We start from the raw sequence: 16,553 nt of genomic DNA on the forward strand, positions 1-16,553 counted from the left end.
GGAAGTGATTCAGGCAGCCAGCACGGTTACCGGCGTGCCGTTGAGCGCCGCATTGCCGGAAAGCGGATCGAACCGCCGCCGGTCGGTGAGGTCGTTGAGCGAGACCCCCGGCTTCTCGCGCGCGACGCTGAGTTGCACACCTGCACGACCATGGCCGAAGCCGTGCGGCAGGCTTACCGTGCCGGGCATCACGGCGTCGGTCACTTCGGCTGCAACCGTCACTTCGCCGACGCGGCTCGTCACCGTCACCTTGGCTCCGTCCCCGATGCCGCGCGCTTCGGCGTCGTCGGGGTGGATCATCAACGTGCAGCGATCCGGGCCCTTCAGCAGCCGTTTGGAATTGTGCAGCCAGCTGTTGTTGGACCGGATATGCCGCCGCCCGATCAGCACCAGACCCTCGGCCGGCGCTTCCGCCAGCACCTCGGCAAAGCGACCCAGATCGCCGATGCAGGCCTCTGGTGCGCAGCGAATCATCTTGTCGGGCGTCCGCAGCCGCTCGGGAAAGCGGCCTTCGCGCAGTTCGCCCAGATCCAGCCCGTGCGGGTGCTGCTCCACCTGCTCCAGGGTCAGCGCGTGCGGCGACTGTTTCAGCATATGGTCCAGTGTGTCGCGCGGGTGGCGGATGTTGGGCGCCGGCTGGCCCTCAGCCATTGCCATCGCACTCGCCACCCCGGCGACGATCTCCCAATCGGATTTGTCGGCGCCCATGGGCAGCAGCGGCGGGCTGTATTTGGCGTAGTTCCGAACGGCGATGGCGCCCAGGAACAGCGGATAATGGTCCTTCTGCAATGGCCCGCACGGCGGCAGGATATAGTGGGCATGGCGGCTCGTCTCCGTCACATACATGTCCACCGAGACCATCAGCTCCAGCGTTTCCAGCGCTTCGTCCAACGCCGCGCCATCGGGGCAGGACAGCACCGGATTTCCGGCTATCGTCACCAGCGCCCGCACCTGCCCGTCGCCCGGTGTCGCGATCTCCTCGGCCATGGTGACCACCGGCAGCTCGGACATGATCTCCGCCATGCCCGACACCCGGCTGGTGAAGCGGCCTTGCGTGCCCGCGCCCGTCATCCCCACGACATCGACGGCAGGATGCGTGAACATCGCGCCCCCCACCCGATCCAGATTGCCGGTGGCGATATTCAGCAGCTGAATCAGCCAGTGGTTCAGCGTGCCGAATTCCGCAACCGAAACGCCCATGCGCCCATAGACGGCGGCCGGCGCGCCGGAGCCGAGGCGCGCGGCAACGGCGCGGATATCCGCTTCGGCAATGCCGCAATGCGCCGCCAGCACCGCGATCTCGAACGCCCGCAGCGCTGCCAGCGCCTCATCGAATCCCTCCAGCATAGGTGCCAGCCGTCCGGGCTGCACCGTGCCCGTCTCGTCCAGCGCGAGCAGCAGGGCGATGAGGAATGCGGGGTCCGTGCCGGGCCGGATGAACAGATGCCGATCGGCCAGCTCCGCCGTCTCCGTCCGGCGGGGATCGACCACGATCAGTTCGCCGCCGCGCGCCTGCAAGGCCGCGATCCGATGGCGGATGCCCGGCACCGTCCACACCGATCCGTTCGACGCCATCGGGTTGCCGCCGACGATCAGCATCGTTTCCGTGCGGTCGATATCCGCCACCGGGAACAGCGCGTTGTGGCCGAACATCCAATATTGCACCAGCTGGTGCGGGATCTGGTCGACGGTCGAGGCCGACCAGACGAAACGCGTCCCCAAGGCCTTCTTCAGATGCCCGACCATCATCCCGACGGAATAGTTGTGCGCTGTCGGGTTGCCGACATACAGCCCGCCGGCGCCGCCACCGGCCCTGACCGACGCAAAGCGCTGACCGATCTCGGCAAAGGCCTGTTCCCAGCCGATTTCCACCCATGCGCCGCCAACGCGCTTCACCGGCGCACGCAGCCGGTCAGGGTCTGTCTGCAGGTCGGAAATCGCCGTCGCTTTCGGGCAAACATGCCCCCGGCTCAGCACATCGTCGGGATCGCCCTTGATGGAAATGACCCGCTCGCCTTCCAACTCCACCAAAATCCCGCAATTCGCCTCGCAGATGTGGCAGGTGCGGGTGTGAACTTGGGCCATGACCTCTCCCCTTGGCCGCTCTCCCGGCCTACATCCGCCAGTGAGGACCTATCGGGGAGAGACTATGCATCCGTTCCACCACGCCGCCAACTCGCCAGAAAAGCCAGCGATCGTCATGGCCAACTCCGGACAGTCGATGAGCTATGCCGAGCTGGAGGCGCGCTCCAACCAGGCCGCCAACCTCTATCGCGCCAACGGCCTGAAGCGCGGCGATGCCATCGCCATCTTCCTGGAAAACCATATCGATTATCTGCCGCTCTGCTGGGGCGCGCAGCGGGCCGGTCTGATCTTCACCTGCATCTCCACCAAGCTGACGGCGGATGAGGCAGGCTATATCGTCAAGGATTGCGGCGCCAAGCTGCTGGTTGCCGGTGCTTCGCTGGGTGGCGTGGCGAAGGACCTGCCCGCGGTCGCCAACCGCTATTCGGTGGGTGGCGAGATCCCCGGCTTCCTGCCGCTCGAGACGGCTCTCGCTGGGCGGCCCACAACGCGGATTGCAGACGAAAGCGCGGGCCGCGACATGCTCTATTCCAGCGGCACCACCGGCCGCCCGAAGGGCATCATCGGTCCGCTGCCGGAAGGCCCGATCGATCAGGTCGACTCCCTCTCCGGTCTTGTCGGGATGCTTTACGGCTTTGCTCCCGACATGGTCTATCTGTCGCCGGCACCGCTCTATCATGCCGCGCCGCTGCGGTATTGCATGGCGGTGCAAAAGTTCGGCGGCACCGTCGTCATCATGGAGAAGTTCGACGCTGCGCGCTATCTGGAGCTGGTCGAGACGCATCGGATCACCCACAGCCAGGTGGTGCCGACCATGTTCGTCAAGATGCTGAAGCTGCCGGAGGAAGACCGCAAGCGCGACGTTTCCAGCCTGCGCGCCGTCATCCATGCCGCTGCGCCCTGCCCTGTCGCCGTCAAGGAACAGATGATCGACTGGTGGGGGCCGCGCATCTTCGAATATTATTCCGCCACCGAAGGCTCAGGCTTTACCGCGATCAATTCGGAAGAGTGGCTGACGCACAAGGGGTCGGTCGGGAGGAGCATCCTGGGCGAGATCCGCATCCTGGACGACGAGGACAATGTTCTGCCGGCAGGCCGCGAAGGCCGGGTCTATTTCCACGGCGGGCCGCCGGTTTCCTACCACAACTCCCCCGAGAAGACCGCAGAAGCGCAGAACCAGCATGGCGCCACCTTCGGCGACATCGGCTATGTCGATGAGGAGGGCTATCTCTTCCTCACCGACCGCGCGAGCTACATGATCATTTCCGGAGGCGTGAACGTCTATCCGCAGGAAACCGAGAATGTGCTGGTGATGCACCCGAAGATCGCCGACGTGGCGGTGATCGGCGTGCCTTCGGAAGAGCTGGGCGAGGAAGTGAAGGCGGTTGTGCAGCCGCGCGACTGGGCCGATGCAGGCCCCGAGCTGGCGGCCGAAATCATCGAGTTTGCGCGGTCACGGCTGAGCCATGTGAAATGCCCGCGCTCGGTAGATTTCGATCCGGAACTGCCCCGGCACGATACCGGCAAGCTCTACAAGCGCCTTGTGAAAGACCGCTACTGGCCTAAGACCGGCGGATGATCCGTTTCCTGCTGCTGCTTTTGGCCCTTTTGGGGCCGGCCACCGCATACGCCCAGAAGCAGCAGCAAGCGCCGCCCCAGCCGGAGAAGCCGGCCCTGTGGGTGGTGCAGGACGGTAAATCCACGGCCTATCTGTTTGGGACGGTCCACACCCTGCCGAGGGGCGTGGACTGGTTCCGGCCGCATGTCACCCGCGCACTCGACAGTTCGAAGCGTCTGGTACTGGAGACCGAAGTCCCGGACGGCCCGGGCTCGGTGCTTCCGGTCCTGCTGCGGCTGACGCGGTTGCAGCAGGAGCGCCCGCTTGCCGATCGGGTGCCGGAAAGCTGGCGGCCCGCATTGAACTCGGCAGTCCAGCGGCTGAAGCCCGGCCCGATGGACTGGTACAAAACCTGGTATGTGGCGCTGACGCTGACCAATCTGCAGGCGCTGGAAGACGGGATGGACCCGCGCATCGGAGTCGAGGCCGTGCTGTCTGAGCGCGCGCGGATGCGCAGCATTCCGATAACGCCGCTGGAAACGGTCGAGCAGCAGCTGATCTTCTTCGATTCCCTGTCGGAGGCTGATCAGCAGCAACTTCTGCTGTCCTCGATCGAGGATCTGGCCAATTCGAAAGCGGAGACGACGCTGCTGATCGGCGACTGGATGCAGGGCAATACCGATGCGCTCGCGAACCGCGTGAACAGCAATTTCGAGCGCTCGCCGATGTTGCGGCGGCTGCTGGTGGAGGATCGCAACCAGCGCTGGGCCGATTGGCTGGTGAAGCAGATGAAGGCCGAGGACGGCCCGACTTTCGTTGCCGTTGGCGCTGGTCACCTTGCCGGCAAGGGCAGCCTGATCGACGAACTGGAGAAGCGCGGCCTGAAGGTGAAGCGGGTGATGCCGGAGCCCCCCGCGAAGAAGCGCCGCCGCTGAACCCGGCCGGAACCTGCCGCGGCGCCTGGACGCCGCGGCAGTCCTGCTCAGTTCGCCACCCGCGCCATTCGGGGATCGCGCTTGCGTTTCGCCGCACCGACAAGGCCGAAGCCCAGAATCATCATGGCCCAGGAAGCCGGTTCCGGGACGGCGCCGGCATTTTCACGCAGCACCACCTGCCCGCGCAGAAACGCGGTGTTGGTCTGGCTCTCCACAGTCAGGAAGCTGCTTGCCGGATTCCCGCCTACCAGAAAGCCGCGGACATCCAGGGCATAATCAACCTGGCCAATGCTGAAAAAGCCGGACGACTGGTTGAAGTTCACGGCCACTCTATCGGCGCAACCGTTGATGTTGACGCCCTGGCTGTTGGCGCCGCCATAGGCGCAGGGATTGTCCGCGTTCGGCGTTTCTTCATGGTCGAAGGCATAGATGAAGTTCACGGTCCCGAACGGGTCTCCATTCACCAGCACATCCGTGGAGAACTGCAGTTTGACGCCCGTGATCGAGGTGCCCGAATCAATGGGAAAATTGAAATGGGTGAACTGCCCGATATTGGTTATCGCACTGAGATCGGTAATCGGATCGACGATCAGCGTCGGGATGCCGATTGCCTGAAAGCGATATCCCGACTGGTTGGCGCCGATTCCCCAACTGACAGACGCATCGCCAGTTCCGTTCCCGCTGGTGTTGACATTGGCACCGCCCTGGACATCGAACCATGTCGCCTTGATGTTGGAAAAATCGATCGTGGTCGATGCACTTGCCGACGAAGCAAACGCAATTGTGGCCATACCCGCGATCAGCGCGGACGTAAGCTTGCCCATGTGAAGTCCCCTGTTGCGGGCCACGGTCCGCGGCCCGATTCTTTCCTGCACCCGATCTATTCGTCGAGTCTTGCTTCAGGATAGTTAACGATAGGGAAAGATACTTAACGATTCAGCGCAGTTTGCCGATCAACTCTTCTTCCGGGGCGCTGAAGCGGCTGTGCAGCCCGGGTGGCGGCGGAGCTGAAACGCCGGTCAGGACATATGCGAGCACCGATCCTGCCCTGGGGTCGATAATCAGCCCTGAGCGCAGGCCGTAGGCATCGCCCAGATGCCCGCAGCCCGGCATCGGCCTTGGTGCAAGCGGCTGGTCGCCCCCGGGTTTACCGTCTCCGGAGAAGCAATGCAGGCCGCCCTCAGACCAATATTGCATCAGGCCGGCATCGGTTTCCGCACCCCTGCCGGCGCCCTTCACCCGAACGGCACGAAACAGGCTGGCGCGGGTATCCGGCTTCAGGAAGCCGTCGTCCCGAAGCAGGCGACGCCCGAGCTTTGCCAGCCCCTCAACGGAGATCCTGAGCCCACCCTGCGGCGAGAACAGGCTGCCGTTGGTTCCTGGCACATAGGCTTCAAGATCGCAGGGAGCGCCTTCGTCGGTGCGCACCGGGCATGGAGCGGGGCGCATGGCATCGATCTGTGCAAGCCACGGCCCCGCTGCATCCCAAGGCCCGGCATCGCTGGGCGCCTTGCGGTACAGAACGGCGCCGGCCGCCGCTGTTTGCGCCGAACAGCCCGACCAGTTGTAGCAGGCCTCCAGCCCAAGCGGGGCCAGCACCAGTTCGCGCACCGCGACGTCAAAGCGCTTGCCTGTCACCTGCTCTATCACTTCGCCCAGGATCGCCTGGTTCAGATTGGCATAATCGAACAGCGTGCCGGGCGCGGCCTTGGAGAAGCTGTCCTTCCCGATCTTGTCGCGCAGCCGTTCCCCCAGCACGGAGAGATAGCCGCCTGCATCCGACAGCGAGCTTTCGTGGCGCATCATCTGCCGGATGGTGATCGGCACATCGGGATAGGCCGGATTGCGCAGGCGCCAACCGAGATATTCCGAAACATCGCCGTCGAGGCGTATGCGGCCGGCATCCGCCAGCCGGTGCAGGGCCAGCGCCACTACAACCTTCGATATCGAGGCGATACGCACGGGTGTGTCGGTACGCATCCGCCGCAGGACCTTGCCGTCGGGCGTCAGCTCGGCTGCGCCCGCCGCCCGAAGGTGCCGCTGGCCGGGACCTGCAAAAACCGCCGCGTATCCGGGTACCTCGATGCCGCCCAGTTGCGGCAGCGCTTCACCTGCAAGAGCGGGCGCCGCCGACAGCAAGGCGAGAAGGATCAGGCTCCGACGTGGAAGGCGCAAAGCTTGTTGCCATCGAGGTCGCGGAAATAGGCACCATAGAAACCTTGCGCCTCTTCGCCACGAATGCCCGGCTTGCCTTCACAGCTTCCGCCCAGTTCCAGAGCCCTGGCGTGCATCGTATCGACATGCTTGCGGCTACCGGCGGCCAGCGCGATCATCGTGCCGTTGCCGGCGGTAGCCGGTTGGTCGTCGTAGGGAATGGTAATGCCCAGCATAGGCTTGTCCCACGACACGCCATAGGCGGGGCCCTTGGGGAATTCCATCAACCGCTTGATGCCGATGCTGTCGAACAGCGCGTCATAGAAGGCGCTCGCGGCGGGCAGGTTGTTGGTGCCCAGCATTGCATATCCGATCATGTCGATTCTCCTCCGTTTACCGGAGGGTTAGGCCGCACATGTTTCCTGTTCAAGACGAGTGTCTTCGCACCAGTCCGCCAGCCGCTCGCGCACCTCCCCGGCGGTCAGCCCGAACTGTTCCAGCCGGTAGCGGTGGCGGCTGTAGCCATGTTCCAGCCGGGCGCGATCGAGATAGGCCGCCATCGCCGAAACAGCCTGCGGTTGCAGTTCAGTGCCCAGAAACGCGTAGGTCCGCTTGATGCAGCCGCGCCAGTCGGCGCTGACTTCGTCGAAGTCGAGATCGAACTGCAGGGCCTGCGGAATCCGCGTGCGCACGTCGCGCACCACTTGCAACCGGTGATGGGTCTTGTGCAGCCATTCCTGCCCCACCCAGCGGGCGTCCACATCGTCTGACTGGATGATCATCTGGTTCCAGGCCAGGCTGGCGCCCGATGCCACGAGCTGCACCGGATCGCGGTGCAGGAACACCAGCTTCGAATCCGGGAACACGGTGTGCAGTGCGGCGATATCCTGCATATGCTGCGGGGTTTTCAACACGAACGGCTTCGAAGGGTCGCTGCCCTCGAACCAGCAGCGGAGCTTCAGCAGCTGCTTCATCCGTGCATAGGCCGGCGTCTGGTCCACGGCTTCGCAATGGCGGGCAAAGCTTGGCACCCGACGTTGCGCTTCGATCATCGCGCTGGAAAGACTCTGCTCCAGCAGGCCCAGCTCTTCGTCAAACTCCATCGGTCCGGTCGGGTGGATATCGGTGACCGCCGGGTTGATGGACGTGATCAGTTTCAGCATCCGCCCCACCTGCGCGTTGCGGGGATCGGGCTTGCGCGTGCCGCGCACCGCCATCGAACGCGGCCCCGGCACCGGGCATTGTGCTTCGAACAGCCTGAGCGCCATGTGCGACGGATCGGAGGCCAGCAACCGCTGCATCCGCGTGGTGCCCGAACGCATCGAGCCAACAACGAAGATCGGAGGGGCGAGCTCGATGCGGTCAATCTCGGGATGATCAGCCAGCAGTTGCTCGAACCACATCCGCTCCTTCATCACCTTCAGCAGCGAGCCATGCGCCACCAGCCGGCCGAAATCGGTCAGTCGGGCTTCCTCGTGCAGGGCCGGCAGCAGCACGGCCAGCTGCGCCTCCAGATGGTCGCGATCCAGCGTGTCGATGGACAGCCCGGTTTCCTTCTCGGCGATCCCGCGCAGCCGGTCAGGGCGTAGGTCTGCCGGAGGCAGCAGGCCGCTGGACCAGGCCGACTTCAGCGAGCGCATCATGAACTTCAGATGCAGGGGCCGGAAATGACTGGCAGGCGGGAGACTGTTGTTGTCCATGATCGGCTGCACTGTTAGGTCTCGTGCCAGGGAATTGAAAGCAGGGGCGGCGTTTTGCAGAGACTTGTTGCAATATTGGCACTGGCGCTCGCTACAAGTGGTTGCGTCAGCGCGATCAAGCAAAGCGAGGTGCAGACAGCGATGCAGGGCGTGGGCTTCACCCAGGAAGATGCGCGGTGCGCCGGAGCGCGTGCGGGCCGGCAGTTGAGCGCACGCGAGCTCATCTCGCTGCAGCGCGCCGCAAGCCGCCTGCAGCAGCCCGTCCGTGAAATGAAGGTGGGCGATGTGATGGACGCCTTCACGGAAAATGTGCAGCCCTCCACGCTGGCGACGGTCGCCCGGATCGGCGCCGAATGCGCACAACAGAGGCAGGCGCGCGTCGCCGAGACCCCCGCGCAATGACCCGCGCTGTTCTCGCCGCTCTGCTGCTGACCGCGGCCGGCTGCACCGCCACCAAGGAAATGCAGGTCCGATCGGCACTCACCGATGCCGGCATGCCGCCCGCGACGGCGCAGTGCATGGCGCAACCGATGGCGCGCGATCTTTCCACCGATCAACTCCGCTCGATGTCTCGCGTCGCCAAGGCGCTGCGGGACAGCGGCAGGACCTACAGCCAGCGCGAGCTGATCGACATCCTCCGCCGGGATCTGGATCCGGAGACGGTGGCTGTCGTGGTAAGGGCGGGCGTGGGGTGCTTCCTGCGGGGTTAGGCGCTTATTTCGGCATCCCCGTAAGGCCGGCCTCTGTCCGCAGCGCATCGCCGTTCAACATGGGGTTCACGTCCTAGTGCGCCAGCCCCTTCACGATCTCGTCGGTCATTTTCTTGGCATCGCCAAGCAACATCATCGTGTTGTCCATGTAGAACACATCATTGTCGACCCCGGCATAGCCGACGCCGCCCATCGAGCGCTTCACGAACAAGACCGTCTTTGCCTTCCAGACCTCCAGCACGGGCATGCCGTAGATGGGGCTGGATTTGTCGGTTTGTGCGGCCGGGTTGGTGACGTCGTTGGCGCCGATCACGAACGCTACATCGGCCTGCGCGAACTCGCTGTTGATGTCCTCCAGCTCGAAAACCTCGTCATACGGCACATTGGCTTCGGCCAGCAGCACGTTCATGTGCCCCGGCATCCGCCCGGCGACGGGATGGATGGCGTATTTCACCTCCACCCCTTCCTTTTTCAGGACGTCGCCCATTTCGCGCAATGTGTGCTGCGCCTGCGATACCGCCATGCCATAGCCGGGGACGATGATGACCTTCTCGGCATTCTTCAGGATGAAGGCGGCGTCGTCGGCACTGCCGCGTTTCCACGGGCGGTCCGTCTTTGCAGCCGGCCCGGCGGAAGCCTCGGCGCCGAAGCCGCCGGCGATCACCGAAATGAAGCTGCGGTTCATCGCCTTGCACATGATGTAGGAGAGAATCGCGCCCGAGGAGCCGACCAGCGCCCCGGTAATGATCATCGCCGTGTTCTGCAGCGTGAAGCCCATCGCCGCCGCCGCCCAGCCGGAATAGCTGTTCAGCATGGAGACGACGACCGGCATGTCGGCCCCGCCAATGGGGATGATCAGCAGGAAGCCGATGGCAAAGCTGAGGATCAGGATCGCCCAGAACAGCTCCGGCGTTTCGCGCCCGAAGATCGCCACCAGGACCAGGATGCCGGCCAGCACGCCGAGGTTCAGGATATGCCGGCCCGGCAGCAGGATCGGCGCGCCCGACATGTTGCCGTTCAGCTTCAGGAAGGCGATGACCGAGCCGGAGAAGGTGATCGCCCCGATGGCGACGCCCAGGCCCAGCTCGATGCGGCTGCCCTTGAAGATCTGGCCCGTGGTGTCGAGGATACCGAAGGCTTCCGGGTTCAGATAAGCGGCCACCCCCACCAGCACGGCGGCGAGGCCGACCAGCGAGTGGAAGGCCGCGACCAGCTGCGGCATCGCTGTCATGGCGATCCGTTGGGCCACGATATAGCCGATGGCCCCGCCGATCGCGATGGCGATGCCGATTTCGGCAATGTTCGCAAGGCTGTGCGTGACGATCGTGGTGATGACCGCGATCAGCATCCCGATCATGCCGAAACGATTGCCCGCGCGGCTGGATTCGGGGCTGGAAAGCCCGCGCAGCGCCAGAATGAAAAGCACCCCGGAGACGAGGTAGGCGAGCATCGCCCAGGCGGGCGCAGCCGCCAGATGCCCGACTACGGGCGTGGAGCTTACGTGTTCCATCAGCCCTTCTTTTCCTTCTTCTTGTACATCGCGAGCATGCGCTCGGTGACGGCAAAGCCGCCGAAGATGTTCACGCTGGCGAGCACCACTGCAGCCAGACCCAGCCATTTCGCTGCCGGACTGCCCGAGGCAGCGGCGGCGATCAGCGCGCCGACAATGATGACGGAGGAGATGGCGTTGGTGACGGCCATCAGTGGCGTATGCAGCGCCGGCGTGACCGACCAGACAACGTAATAGCCCACGAAGCAGGCCAGCACGAAGATCGACAGGATGGCGATAAAGTCCATTTGTGCCTCCTCAGGCCTGCAGGTTCGGGTGGACGATCGCGCCGCCGCCCGTCACGCGGATCGCCTTCACGATCTCGTCGTCTTCGGGAAGAAGCAGCTTCTTCGCGTCCTTGTCCCAGAAGGTGGTCACGAAGGTCAGCAGATTGCGGGCGAACAGGGCGCTCGAATCGGTCGCCAGTCGGCTGGGATAGTTGCGATGGCCGATAATGGTGACGCCGCCATCCGTCACAACGCTTTCGCCTGCGGCCGAACCCTCGACGTTGCCGCCCTGCTCCACCGCCAGGTCGACGATGACGCTGCCGGGCTTCATCGTTGCCACTTGGGCGGCCGTCACCAGCCGCGGTGCGGGGCGCCCCGGGATCAGCGCCGTGGTGATGACGATATCCTGTTTGGCTATCGTCTCGCTGACCAGCGCTGCCTGCTTCGCCTTGTAGGCGTCGCTCATTTCCCTGGCATATCCGCCTGCCGTCTCGGCGGCCTTGGTTTCCTCATCTTCGATGAAGACCGGCTTGCCGCCCAGCGACAGGATCTGCTCCTTGGTCGCCAGCCGCACATCCGTTGCGGAGACCACTGCCCCCAGTCGCCTTGCGGTGGCGATCGCCTGCAGCCCGGCCACGCCGACGCCCATCACGAAAGCCCGTGCAGCCGAAATCGTGCCCGCCGCCGTCATCATCATCGGGAAGGCTCGACCATAGGCCTCGGCGGCATCGATCACCGCCTTGTAGCCGGCGAGATTGGCCTGGCTCGACAGGATGTCCATCGATTGCGCGCGGGTGATGCGCGGCATGAACTCCATCGCCAGCGCCTCGACGCCAGCCGCCGCATAGGCCGCGAGCTTGTCCTTCGACTGGTAGGGGTTCAGGCTCGCCGCCAGAAGCGCGCCCTTGGGAAGTCCGTTTGCGTCGGGGCCCTGGATGGCCAGCACCAACCCGGCGCCTTCCAGCACATTCTTGCGGGAACCGATGCTCGCGCCGGCATCCGAAAAGGCGGAATCGGAAATCCGTGCGCCGGCGCCGGCGCCGGCTTCAACGGCCACGCTGGCTCCCAGCGCGATAAGCTTCTTCACCGTCTCGGGCGTCGCGGCAACCCGCTTCTCCCCGGCCGCGGTCTCGGCCAGAACTGCAATTTTCATGTGCGCTCCTGGGCAGGCGCTCCCCGGCATCGGCCGGGGCAGAAATCAGACGAGGAAGAGTGCCATCCCGATCAGCACGATAACGACAAACAGGATTGCCCATTTCGTCAGGCCGAGGAAGCCGGTGTAGACCTCGCGATGGTCGCCGTTGGCGGTTTCCCAGCTCACGCCCTGCGTGGTGCCGTGCGGGTCTGCCCCGTGATGCGCTTCAGCCATGATATCCCCTCATGCAAAAATTTCGGCCAAACATTCTGCGATGCGTTTCGGCTTGCCGACGGCGTGCCGTTCCATCCACGGATTAGCAATGGCAAAACCGCATGGCGAGAGGAAAGCTGTGCTTTACAGCCCTGCCTTTGCCAGCGCCGCCGCCTGCCGCTGCGCTACGGCCGAGACATCGAAATCCGCCATCAGCTCGCGAAACAGGCGGTGCCAGTTCAGTTCGGCGCCAAGCTGGATGAACACGCCGCCGAGGCCGATCGCAGCGCGATCCATAAACACGAACTCCGCCGGGATTGTCACGGTGCCCAGCTTCTTCAGCTCGCCATGCACCTTGGCCGCGGTCGCCCGGCCATATTCGCCGGGCTTGCCCTCCAGATCGATCGGCCGCACCCGGTCATCCAGCAGCGGGCCATAGAGGAAGCGGGCCCACACCAGCAACACGTCGCGGATCTCGGGCGTAAGGCCCTTGAAGCCCCACAGTTCGAAGGCGTGGGCTGCCCGCTCGCCATCCTCTGCTGCCACCGCGTGATAGAGTTCGTTCACGCCTTCGATGAAGGCGGGCGGGAACACCCGGACGCAGCCGAAATCGAGCAGGTTCACGATTGCGGAGTCGGCGCTGGCCTCGGCCACGCTGTAGTTGCCCAGATGCGGGTCGCCATGGATGATGCCGAATCGATAGAAGGGCCGATACCAGGCAAGGAACAGCGCCTCGGCGATGCGGTTGCGCACCTCGGCCGGAGCCTCCTTCCAGTCCAGAAGCCGGCTCCCGTCGAGCCACTGCATCGTCAGCAGGCGCCCGGTCGAAAGCTCCGGGACCGGTCGCGGCACCCGTACATGCGCATCGCCCTGCAGGATCGAGCGATAGAGCAACAGGTGCTTCAGCTCGCGCGTGTAATCCAGCTCCTCACGCAGTCGGGCTGCCAGCTCGTCGCGGATTTTGCTGGTGTTGATCGATCCATCCACCCGCCGGAACAGCGAGAGGATCAGGTCCAGCTGGCCAAGATCGGCCTCCACCGCCGAACCCATGTCGGGATACTGGAGCTTTACCGCGACCGTTTCGCCGGCCTGCTGGGTGGCCCCGCCGGCTGTGCCGGCAAGCGTAGCCCTGTGCACCTGGCCCAGCGACGCCGCCGCCACCGCCTCCGGCGAAAAGTCCACGAACTTTTGCCGCCAGTCCGCGCCGAGTTCGCCGGCCATCCGTCGCCGCACGAAGCCCTGCCCCATCGGCGGCGCATTTGCCTGCAGTTCGGAAAGCTGGCGGGCGAACTCCGGCGGCACGGCATCGGGGATATTGCCCAGTATCTGCGCCAGCTTCATCAGCGGGCCCTTCAGCTCGCCAAGCACCCGCTTCAGTTCGGCAGCGTTCCTGGGATCGTCCAGCGAGCGTCCACCTGCCCGCGCGACCGCCGCACCGGCGGCAAAGCCACCCAGGTTCGCACCCACCTTCGCCATGCGGGCAAGGCGGCCGGAGAATGTTGAAGTATCGGCCATGGTGGCCGTCTCTAGGCGCTGGCTTGTCCCAGCGCCAGAGCATCGGCCTTTCAGTCGTAGTTGAAGCTGGTTACCACGTCATTCCTGGTCGCGCAGCCGAAGGTGCCCTTCCTGGTCTTGCTCTTGCCCTTGGAGTCGACCGTCGTCAGCTTCACCTTCGCCCGCATCGACGCATAGCCGTCGCTCTTCACGTCGGTATCCTGCACCTTGTCCAGAGCGACCGTGGCATTCAGCGTCTTGGCCTTGGCCTCGGCCGCATCCATGCAGATCTTGGTGACCCGATCCCGCTTGTCTTCCGGTAGTGGCGGCGGGGCTGGCATCGCCGGAGCTGCAGGCGTTGCGGTCGCGCCCGGAGCGGCGGGGGCGGCCGGGGCAGTCGGCGGTACCGGCTCGGCAGGAGCGGTCTGCGCGATCGCGGCAGCGGACAGCCCCATCAGAGCTGCGGCAAGCAAAATCCTTTGCATGAAATTCTCCCCGTCCTGTGCAACGGCATAACATACCTGCGTCCGCTGGAGGTCAAGCCTGCATCGCAGGCGCCATTGGACAGAATCCGGAGCCAGGAAAAAAGGGCGGAGGCACTGCCTCCGCCCTTTGATTTTCGCACCGGGCTCCGGATCTCCGGATCCTAGTGTTCGATCCCTGCCCAGACCTTGCGATAGGTCAGGAACGCCAGCAGCGTCAGGATCGACAGGAAGATCACCGTCGCGACGCCCATCTGGCGACGCTTTTCCAGCTCCGGCTCGGATGTCCAGCGCAGGAACGTGACAACGTCCTTCGCCATCTGGTCGACAGTGGCGGGCGTGCCGTCGGCATATTCCACCTGACCATCGTTCAGCGGCTGCGCCATGGCGATGTTAACGGAGTGGAAATAGGGGTTGAAGTGAAGGCCTTCCGGAACCTCGAGGCCCTTCGGCACCGGCTTTCCATAGCCCGTCAGCAGGGAATAGACATAATCCTGCCCCTTCGGGCGGGCCTTGATGATCAGCGACAGATCCGGTGGCAGCGCGTTGTTGTTCGCAGCGCGGGCAGCCACTTCATTCGGGAAGGGGCTGGGGAAGTGATCCGACGGCAGCGCCGGGCGCGTCGACGGTTCGCCCGTTGCCGGGTCGATCGAAGGCACTTCCCTGGCCTTGGCCAGCGCCTTCACTTCCGCCTCGGAAAAGCCGAGCGCGGACAGGTTGCGGAAGGCAATGCGCTCCAGCCCGTGGCAGGCCGAGCAGACCTCCTTGTAGACTTGGAAACCGCGCTGCAGCTGCGCCCGGTCGAAGGTGCCGAACACGCCCATGCCGAGCGGGCCGTCATGCTGCAGTTTCACATGCCGCGGAGGCAGGTGGATTGCCTTGATGGGATCCGGAACCGCCGCCTCGCGGGGCATGAGCGCCCCGACGAGAAGAGCGATCACGAAGACGAGGCCGGCGGCGAAGCCGAAGAAACGAACCATGGCTCTCTAGCCCCCTTATTCAGCAACCGTGGGAGCTGCGCCTGCGGGCGCCGCATCCGGGGTGTGTGCCTTCTTGCCGGCCTTCGCCAGCACGCTTTCGGCGATGCTGTTGGGCAGGGGCAGCGGCTTCTCGAAGAATGAGAGCAGCGGCAGGATGATGAGGAAATGCGCGAAATAATAGGCCGAGGCGAACTGGCTAAACCGCACATAGGGCTCTTCGGCGGGCGCGCCGCCCAGATAGCCGAGCACCAGCACGTCCAGCACCAGCAGCCAGAAGAACCAGCGATAGAGGGGCCGATAGCTGGTCGACTTCACGCGGCTGCTGTCCAGCCAGGGCAGGAAGAACAGCAGCAGGATGGAGGCGAACATCGCGATCACACCCCAGAGCTTCGCCGGAATCCACAGGAAGTTCACGGTGAAGGCGCGCAGGATCGCGTAGAAGGGCCAGTAGTACCATTCGGGCACGATATGCGCCGGCGTCGAAAGCGGGTTGGCCGGGATATAGTTGTCCGGGTGCCCCAGCGCGTTTGGCATGAAGAAGATGAACACCGAGAAGATCAGCAGGTAAACGCAGATTCCCACGAAATCCTTCGCGGTGAAATAGGGGTGGAAGGGCAGCGTATCCTGCGGCCCCTGCACATCCACGCCCGTCGGGTTGGTGGAGCCGGGGATGTGCAGCGCCCAGATCTTCAGAATGACGACACCCAGGATCACGAACGGCAGCAGATAGTGCAGCGAGAAGAAGCGCGTCAGCGTGGCGTTGTCGGGGGCGAAACCGCCGACCAGCCAGGTGCGGATCGCTTCACCCACCAGCGGGATGGCCGAGAACAGCGAGGTGATGACCTGCGCCCCCCAGAAGCTCATCTGCCCCCAGGGAAGCACATAGCCCATGAAGCCCGTTGCCATCATCAGCAGGAAGATGACGACGCCCAGCATCCACACCACTTCGCGCGGGCTCTTGTAGCTTCCGTAGTAGAGGCCGCGGAAAATGTGGAAGTAGACCACGATGAAGAAGAAGCTCGCACCGTTGGCATGCGCATAGCGCAGCAGCCAGCCGGAGTTCACGTTGCGCATGATGTGCTCGACGGAGTTGAACGCCGTCGAGGTATGCGCCGAGAAGTGCATCGCCAGCACCACGCCGGTGATGATCTGCACCATCAGCGCCACGCCGGCCAGCACGCCGAAATTATACCAGTAATTGATGTTGCGCGGCACCGGATAGCCGGCGCCGACGGCGTTATATATCAGGCGCGGCAGCGGAAGCCGGCTGTCTACCCACTGCATCACCGGATGCTGGGGGTTATATTGGTTGGCCCAGGGGAAGCTCATCG

17 protein-coding genes are annotated in these 16,553 nt (G+C 64.4%); 4 read left to right on the plus strand and 13 right to left on the minus strand.

Annotated elements, in window-relative coordinates; genetic code table 11:
- Nucleotides 1-9: 9 nt before the first annotated feature.
- Entirely contained in the window at nucleotides 10-2,085 is a 2,076-nt protein-coding gene (locus IM784_RS07430) for a molybdopterin oxidoreductase family protein (RefSeq protein WP_199554692.1), read from the minus strand.
- 64 nt (nucleotides 2,086-2,149) lie between these two features.
- On the opposite strand from IM784_RS07430, the gene IM784_RS07435 reads away from it, so the two are divergent.
- A complete protein-coding gene (locus IM784_RS07435) occupies nucleotides 2,150-3,664 on the plus strand; it encodes an AMP-binding protein (protein WP_199554693.1) in 1,515 nt (504 codons plus the stop codon).
- The gene (locus IM784_RS07440; protein WP_199554694.1) at nucleotides 3,661-4,578 is read left to right on the plus strand and encodes a TraB/GumN family protein; all 918 of its coding nucleotides are present in this window, start codon (nucleotides 3,661-3,663) and stop codon (nucleotides 4,576-4,578) included. The genes IM784_RS07435 and IM784_RS07440 overlap by 4 nt, the downstream gene beginning before the upstream one ends.
- Before the next feature lie 47 nt (nucleotides 4,579-4,625).
- On the opposite strand, the gene IM784_RS07445 is transcribed toward IM784_RS07440, so the two are convergent.
- From IM784_RS07445 to IM784_RS07460, 4 genes are all read right to left on the minus strand, one after another.
- Nucleotides 4,626-5,426, minus strand: a complete 801-nt coding sequence (locus IM784_RS07445; protein WP_199554695.1) for a THxN family PEP-CTERM protein — start codon at nucleotides 5,424-5,426, stop codon at nucleotides 4,626-4,628.
- Between the two features lie 88 nt (nucleotides 5,427-5,514).
- Complete coding sequence (locus tag IM784_RS07450) at nucleotides 5,515-6,717, minus strand: serine hydrolase domain-containing protein (RefSeq protein ID WP_199554696.1); 1,203 nt, start codon at nucleotides 6,715-6,717, stop codon at nucleotides 5,515-5,517.
- A gap of 11 nt (nucleotides 6,718-6,728) precedes the next feature.
- Entirely contained in the window at nucleotides 6,729-7,109 is a 381-nt protein-coding gene (locus IM784_RS07455) for a VOC family protein (RefSeq protein WP_199554697.1), read from the minus strand.
- Between the two features lie 27 nt (nucleotides 7,110-7,136).
- Nucleotides 7,137-8,375, minus strand: coding sequence for a sulfotransferase family protein (locus tag IM784_RS07460; protein ID WP_199554698.1), 1,239 nt, complete (start codon nucleotides 8,373-8,375; stop codon nucleotides 7,137-7,139).
- Nucleotides 8,376-8,507: 132 nt separating this feature from the next.
- On the opposite strand from IM784_RS07460, the gene IM784_RS07465 reads away from it, so the two are divergent.
- Both IM784_RS07465 and IM784_RS07470 read left to right on the plus strand, forming a co-directional pair.
- The gene (locus IM784_RS07465; RefSeq protein ID WP_199554699.1) at nucleotides 8,508-8,834 is read left to right on the plus strand and encodes a hypothetical protein; all 327 of its coding nucleotides are present in this window, start codon (nucleotides 8,508-8,510) and stop codon (nucleotides 8,832-8,834) included.
- Nucleotides 8,831-9,142 carry a hypothetical protein gene (locus IM784_RS07470; protein WP_199554700.1) on the plus strand — a complete coding sequence of 104 codons (312 nt, stop codon included), beginning with the start codon at nucleotides 8,831-8,833 and terminating at the stop codon, nucleotides 9,140-9,142. The genes IM784_RS07465 and IM784_RS07470 overlap by 4 nt, the downstream gene beginning before the upstream one ends.
- 73 nt (nucleotides 9,143-9,215) lie before the next feature.
- Here the strand turns inward: IM784_RS07470 and IM784_RS07475 are convergent, their stop codons facing one another.
- The 8 genes from IM784_RS07475 to IM784_RS07510 form a co-directional block, all read right to left on the minus strand.
- Nucleotides 9,216-10,652 carry an NAD(P)(+) transhydrogenase (Re/Si-specific) subunit beta gene (locus IM784_RS07475; protein ID WP_199554701.1) on the minus strand — a complete coding sequence of 479 codons (1,437 nt, stop codon included), beginning with the start codon at nucleotides 10,650-10,652 and terminating at the stop codon, nucleotides 9,216-9,218.
- Nucleotides 10,652-10,939, minus strand: a complete 288-nt coding sequence (locus IM784_RS07480; RefSeq protein WP_199554702.1) for an NAD(P) transhydrogenase subunit alpha — start codon at nucleotides 10,937-10,939, stop codon at nucleotides 10,652-10,654. The genes IM784_RS07475 and IM784_RS07480 overlap by 1 nt, the downstream gene beginning before the upstream one ends.
- Nucleotides 10,940-10,949: 10 nt before the next feature.
- Complete coding sequence (locus IM784_RS07485; RefSeq protein WP_199554703.1) at nucleotides 10,950-12,071, minus strand: Re/Si-specific NAD(P)(+) transhydrogenase subunit alpha; 1,122 nt, start codon at nucleotides 12,069-12,071, stop codon at nucleotides 10,950-10,952.
- Between the two features lie 45 nt (nucleotides 12,072-12,116).
- On the minus strand, nucleotides 12,117-12,287 hold the full coding sequence (locus IM784_RS07490) for an aa3-type cytochrome c oxidase subunit IV (RefSeq protein ID WP_199554704.1): 171 nt from the start codon (nucleotides 12,285-12,287) through the stop codon (nucleotides 12,117-12,119).
- A 123-nt stretch (nucleotides 12,288-12,410) separates the two neighbouring features.
- Nucleotides 12,411-13,781: an ABC1 kinase family protein gene (locus tag IM784_RS07495; protein ID WP_199554705.1), complete on the minus strand. Its 1,371-nt coding sequence runs from the start codon at nucleotides 13,779-13,781 to the stop codon at nucleotides 12,411-12,413.
- A gap of 50 nt (nucleotides 13,782-13,831) precedes the next feature.
- The gene (locus IM784_RS07500; RefSeq protein ID WP_199554706.1) at nucleotides 13,832-14,245 is read right to left on the minus strand and encodes a hypothetical protein; all 414 of its coding nucleotides are present in this window, start codon (nucleotides 14,243-14,245) and stop codon (nucleotides 13,832-13,834) included.
- 161 nt (nucleotides 14,246-14,406) lie between these two features.
- Entirely contained in the window at nucleotides 14,407-15,222 is an 816-nt protein-coding gene (locus tag IM784_RS07505) for a cytochrome c1 (RefSeq protein ID WP_199554707.1), read from the minus strand.
- A 15-nt stretch (nucleotides 15,223-15,237) separates the two neighbouring features.
- Nucleotides 15,238-16,551 (minus strand): cytochrome b, encoded by a 1,314-nt coding sequence (locus IM784_RS07510; protein WP_199554708.1) that lies wholly within the window; start codon nucleotides 16,549-16,551, stop codon nucleotides 15,238-15,240.
- Nucleotides 16,552-16,553 lie beyond the last annotated feature (2 nt).

The sequence above is a fragment of the Sandaracinobacteroides hominis genome (assembly GCF_016464365.1).
Taxonomy (GTDB): Bacteria; Pseudomonadota; Alphaproteobacteria; order Sphingomonadales; family Sphingomonadaceae; genus Sandaracinobacteroides; species Sandaracinobacteroides hominis.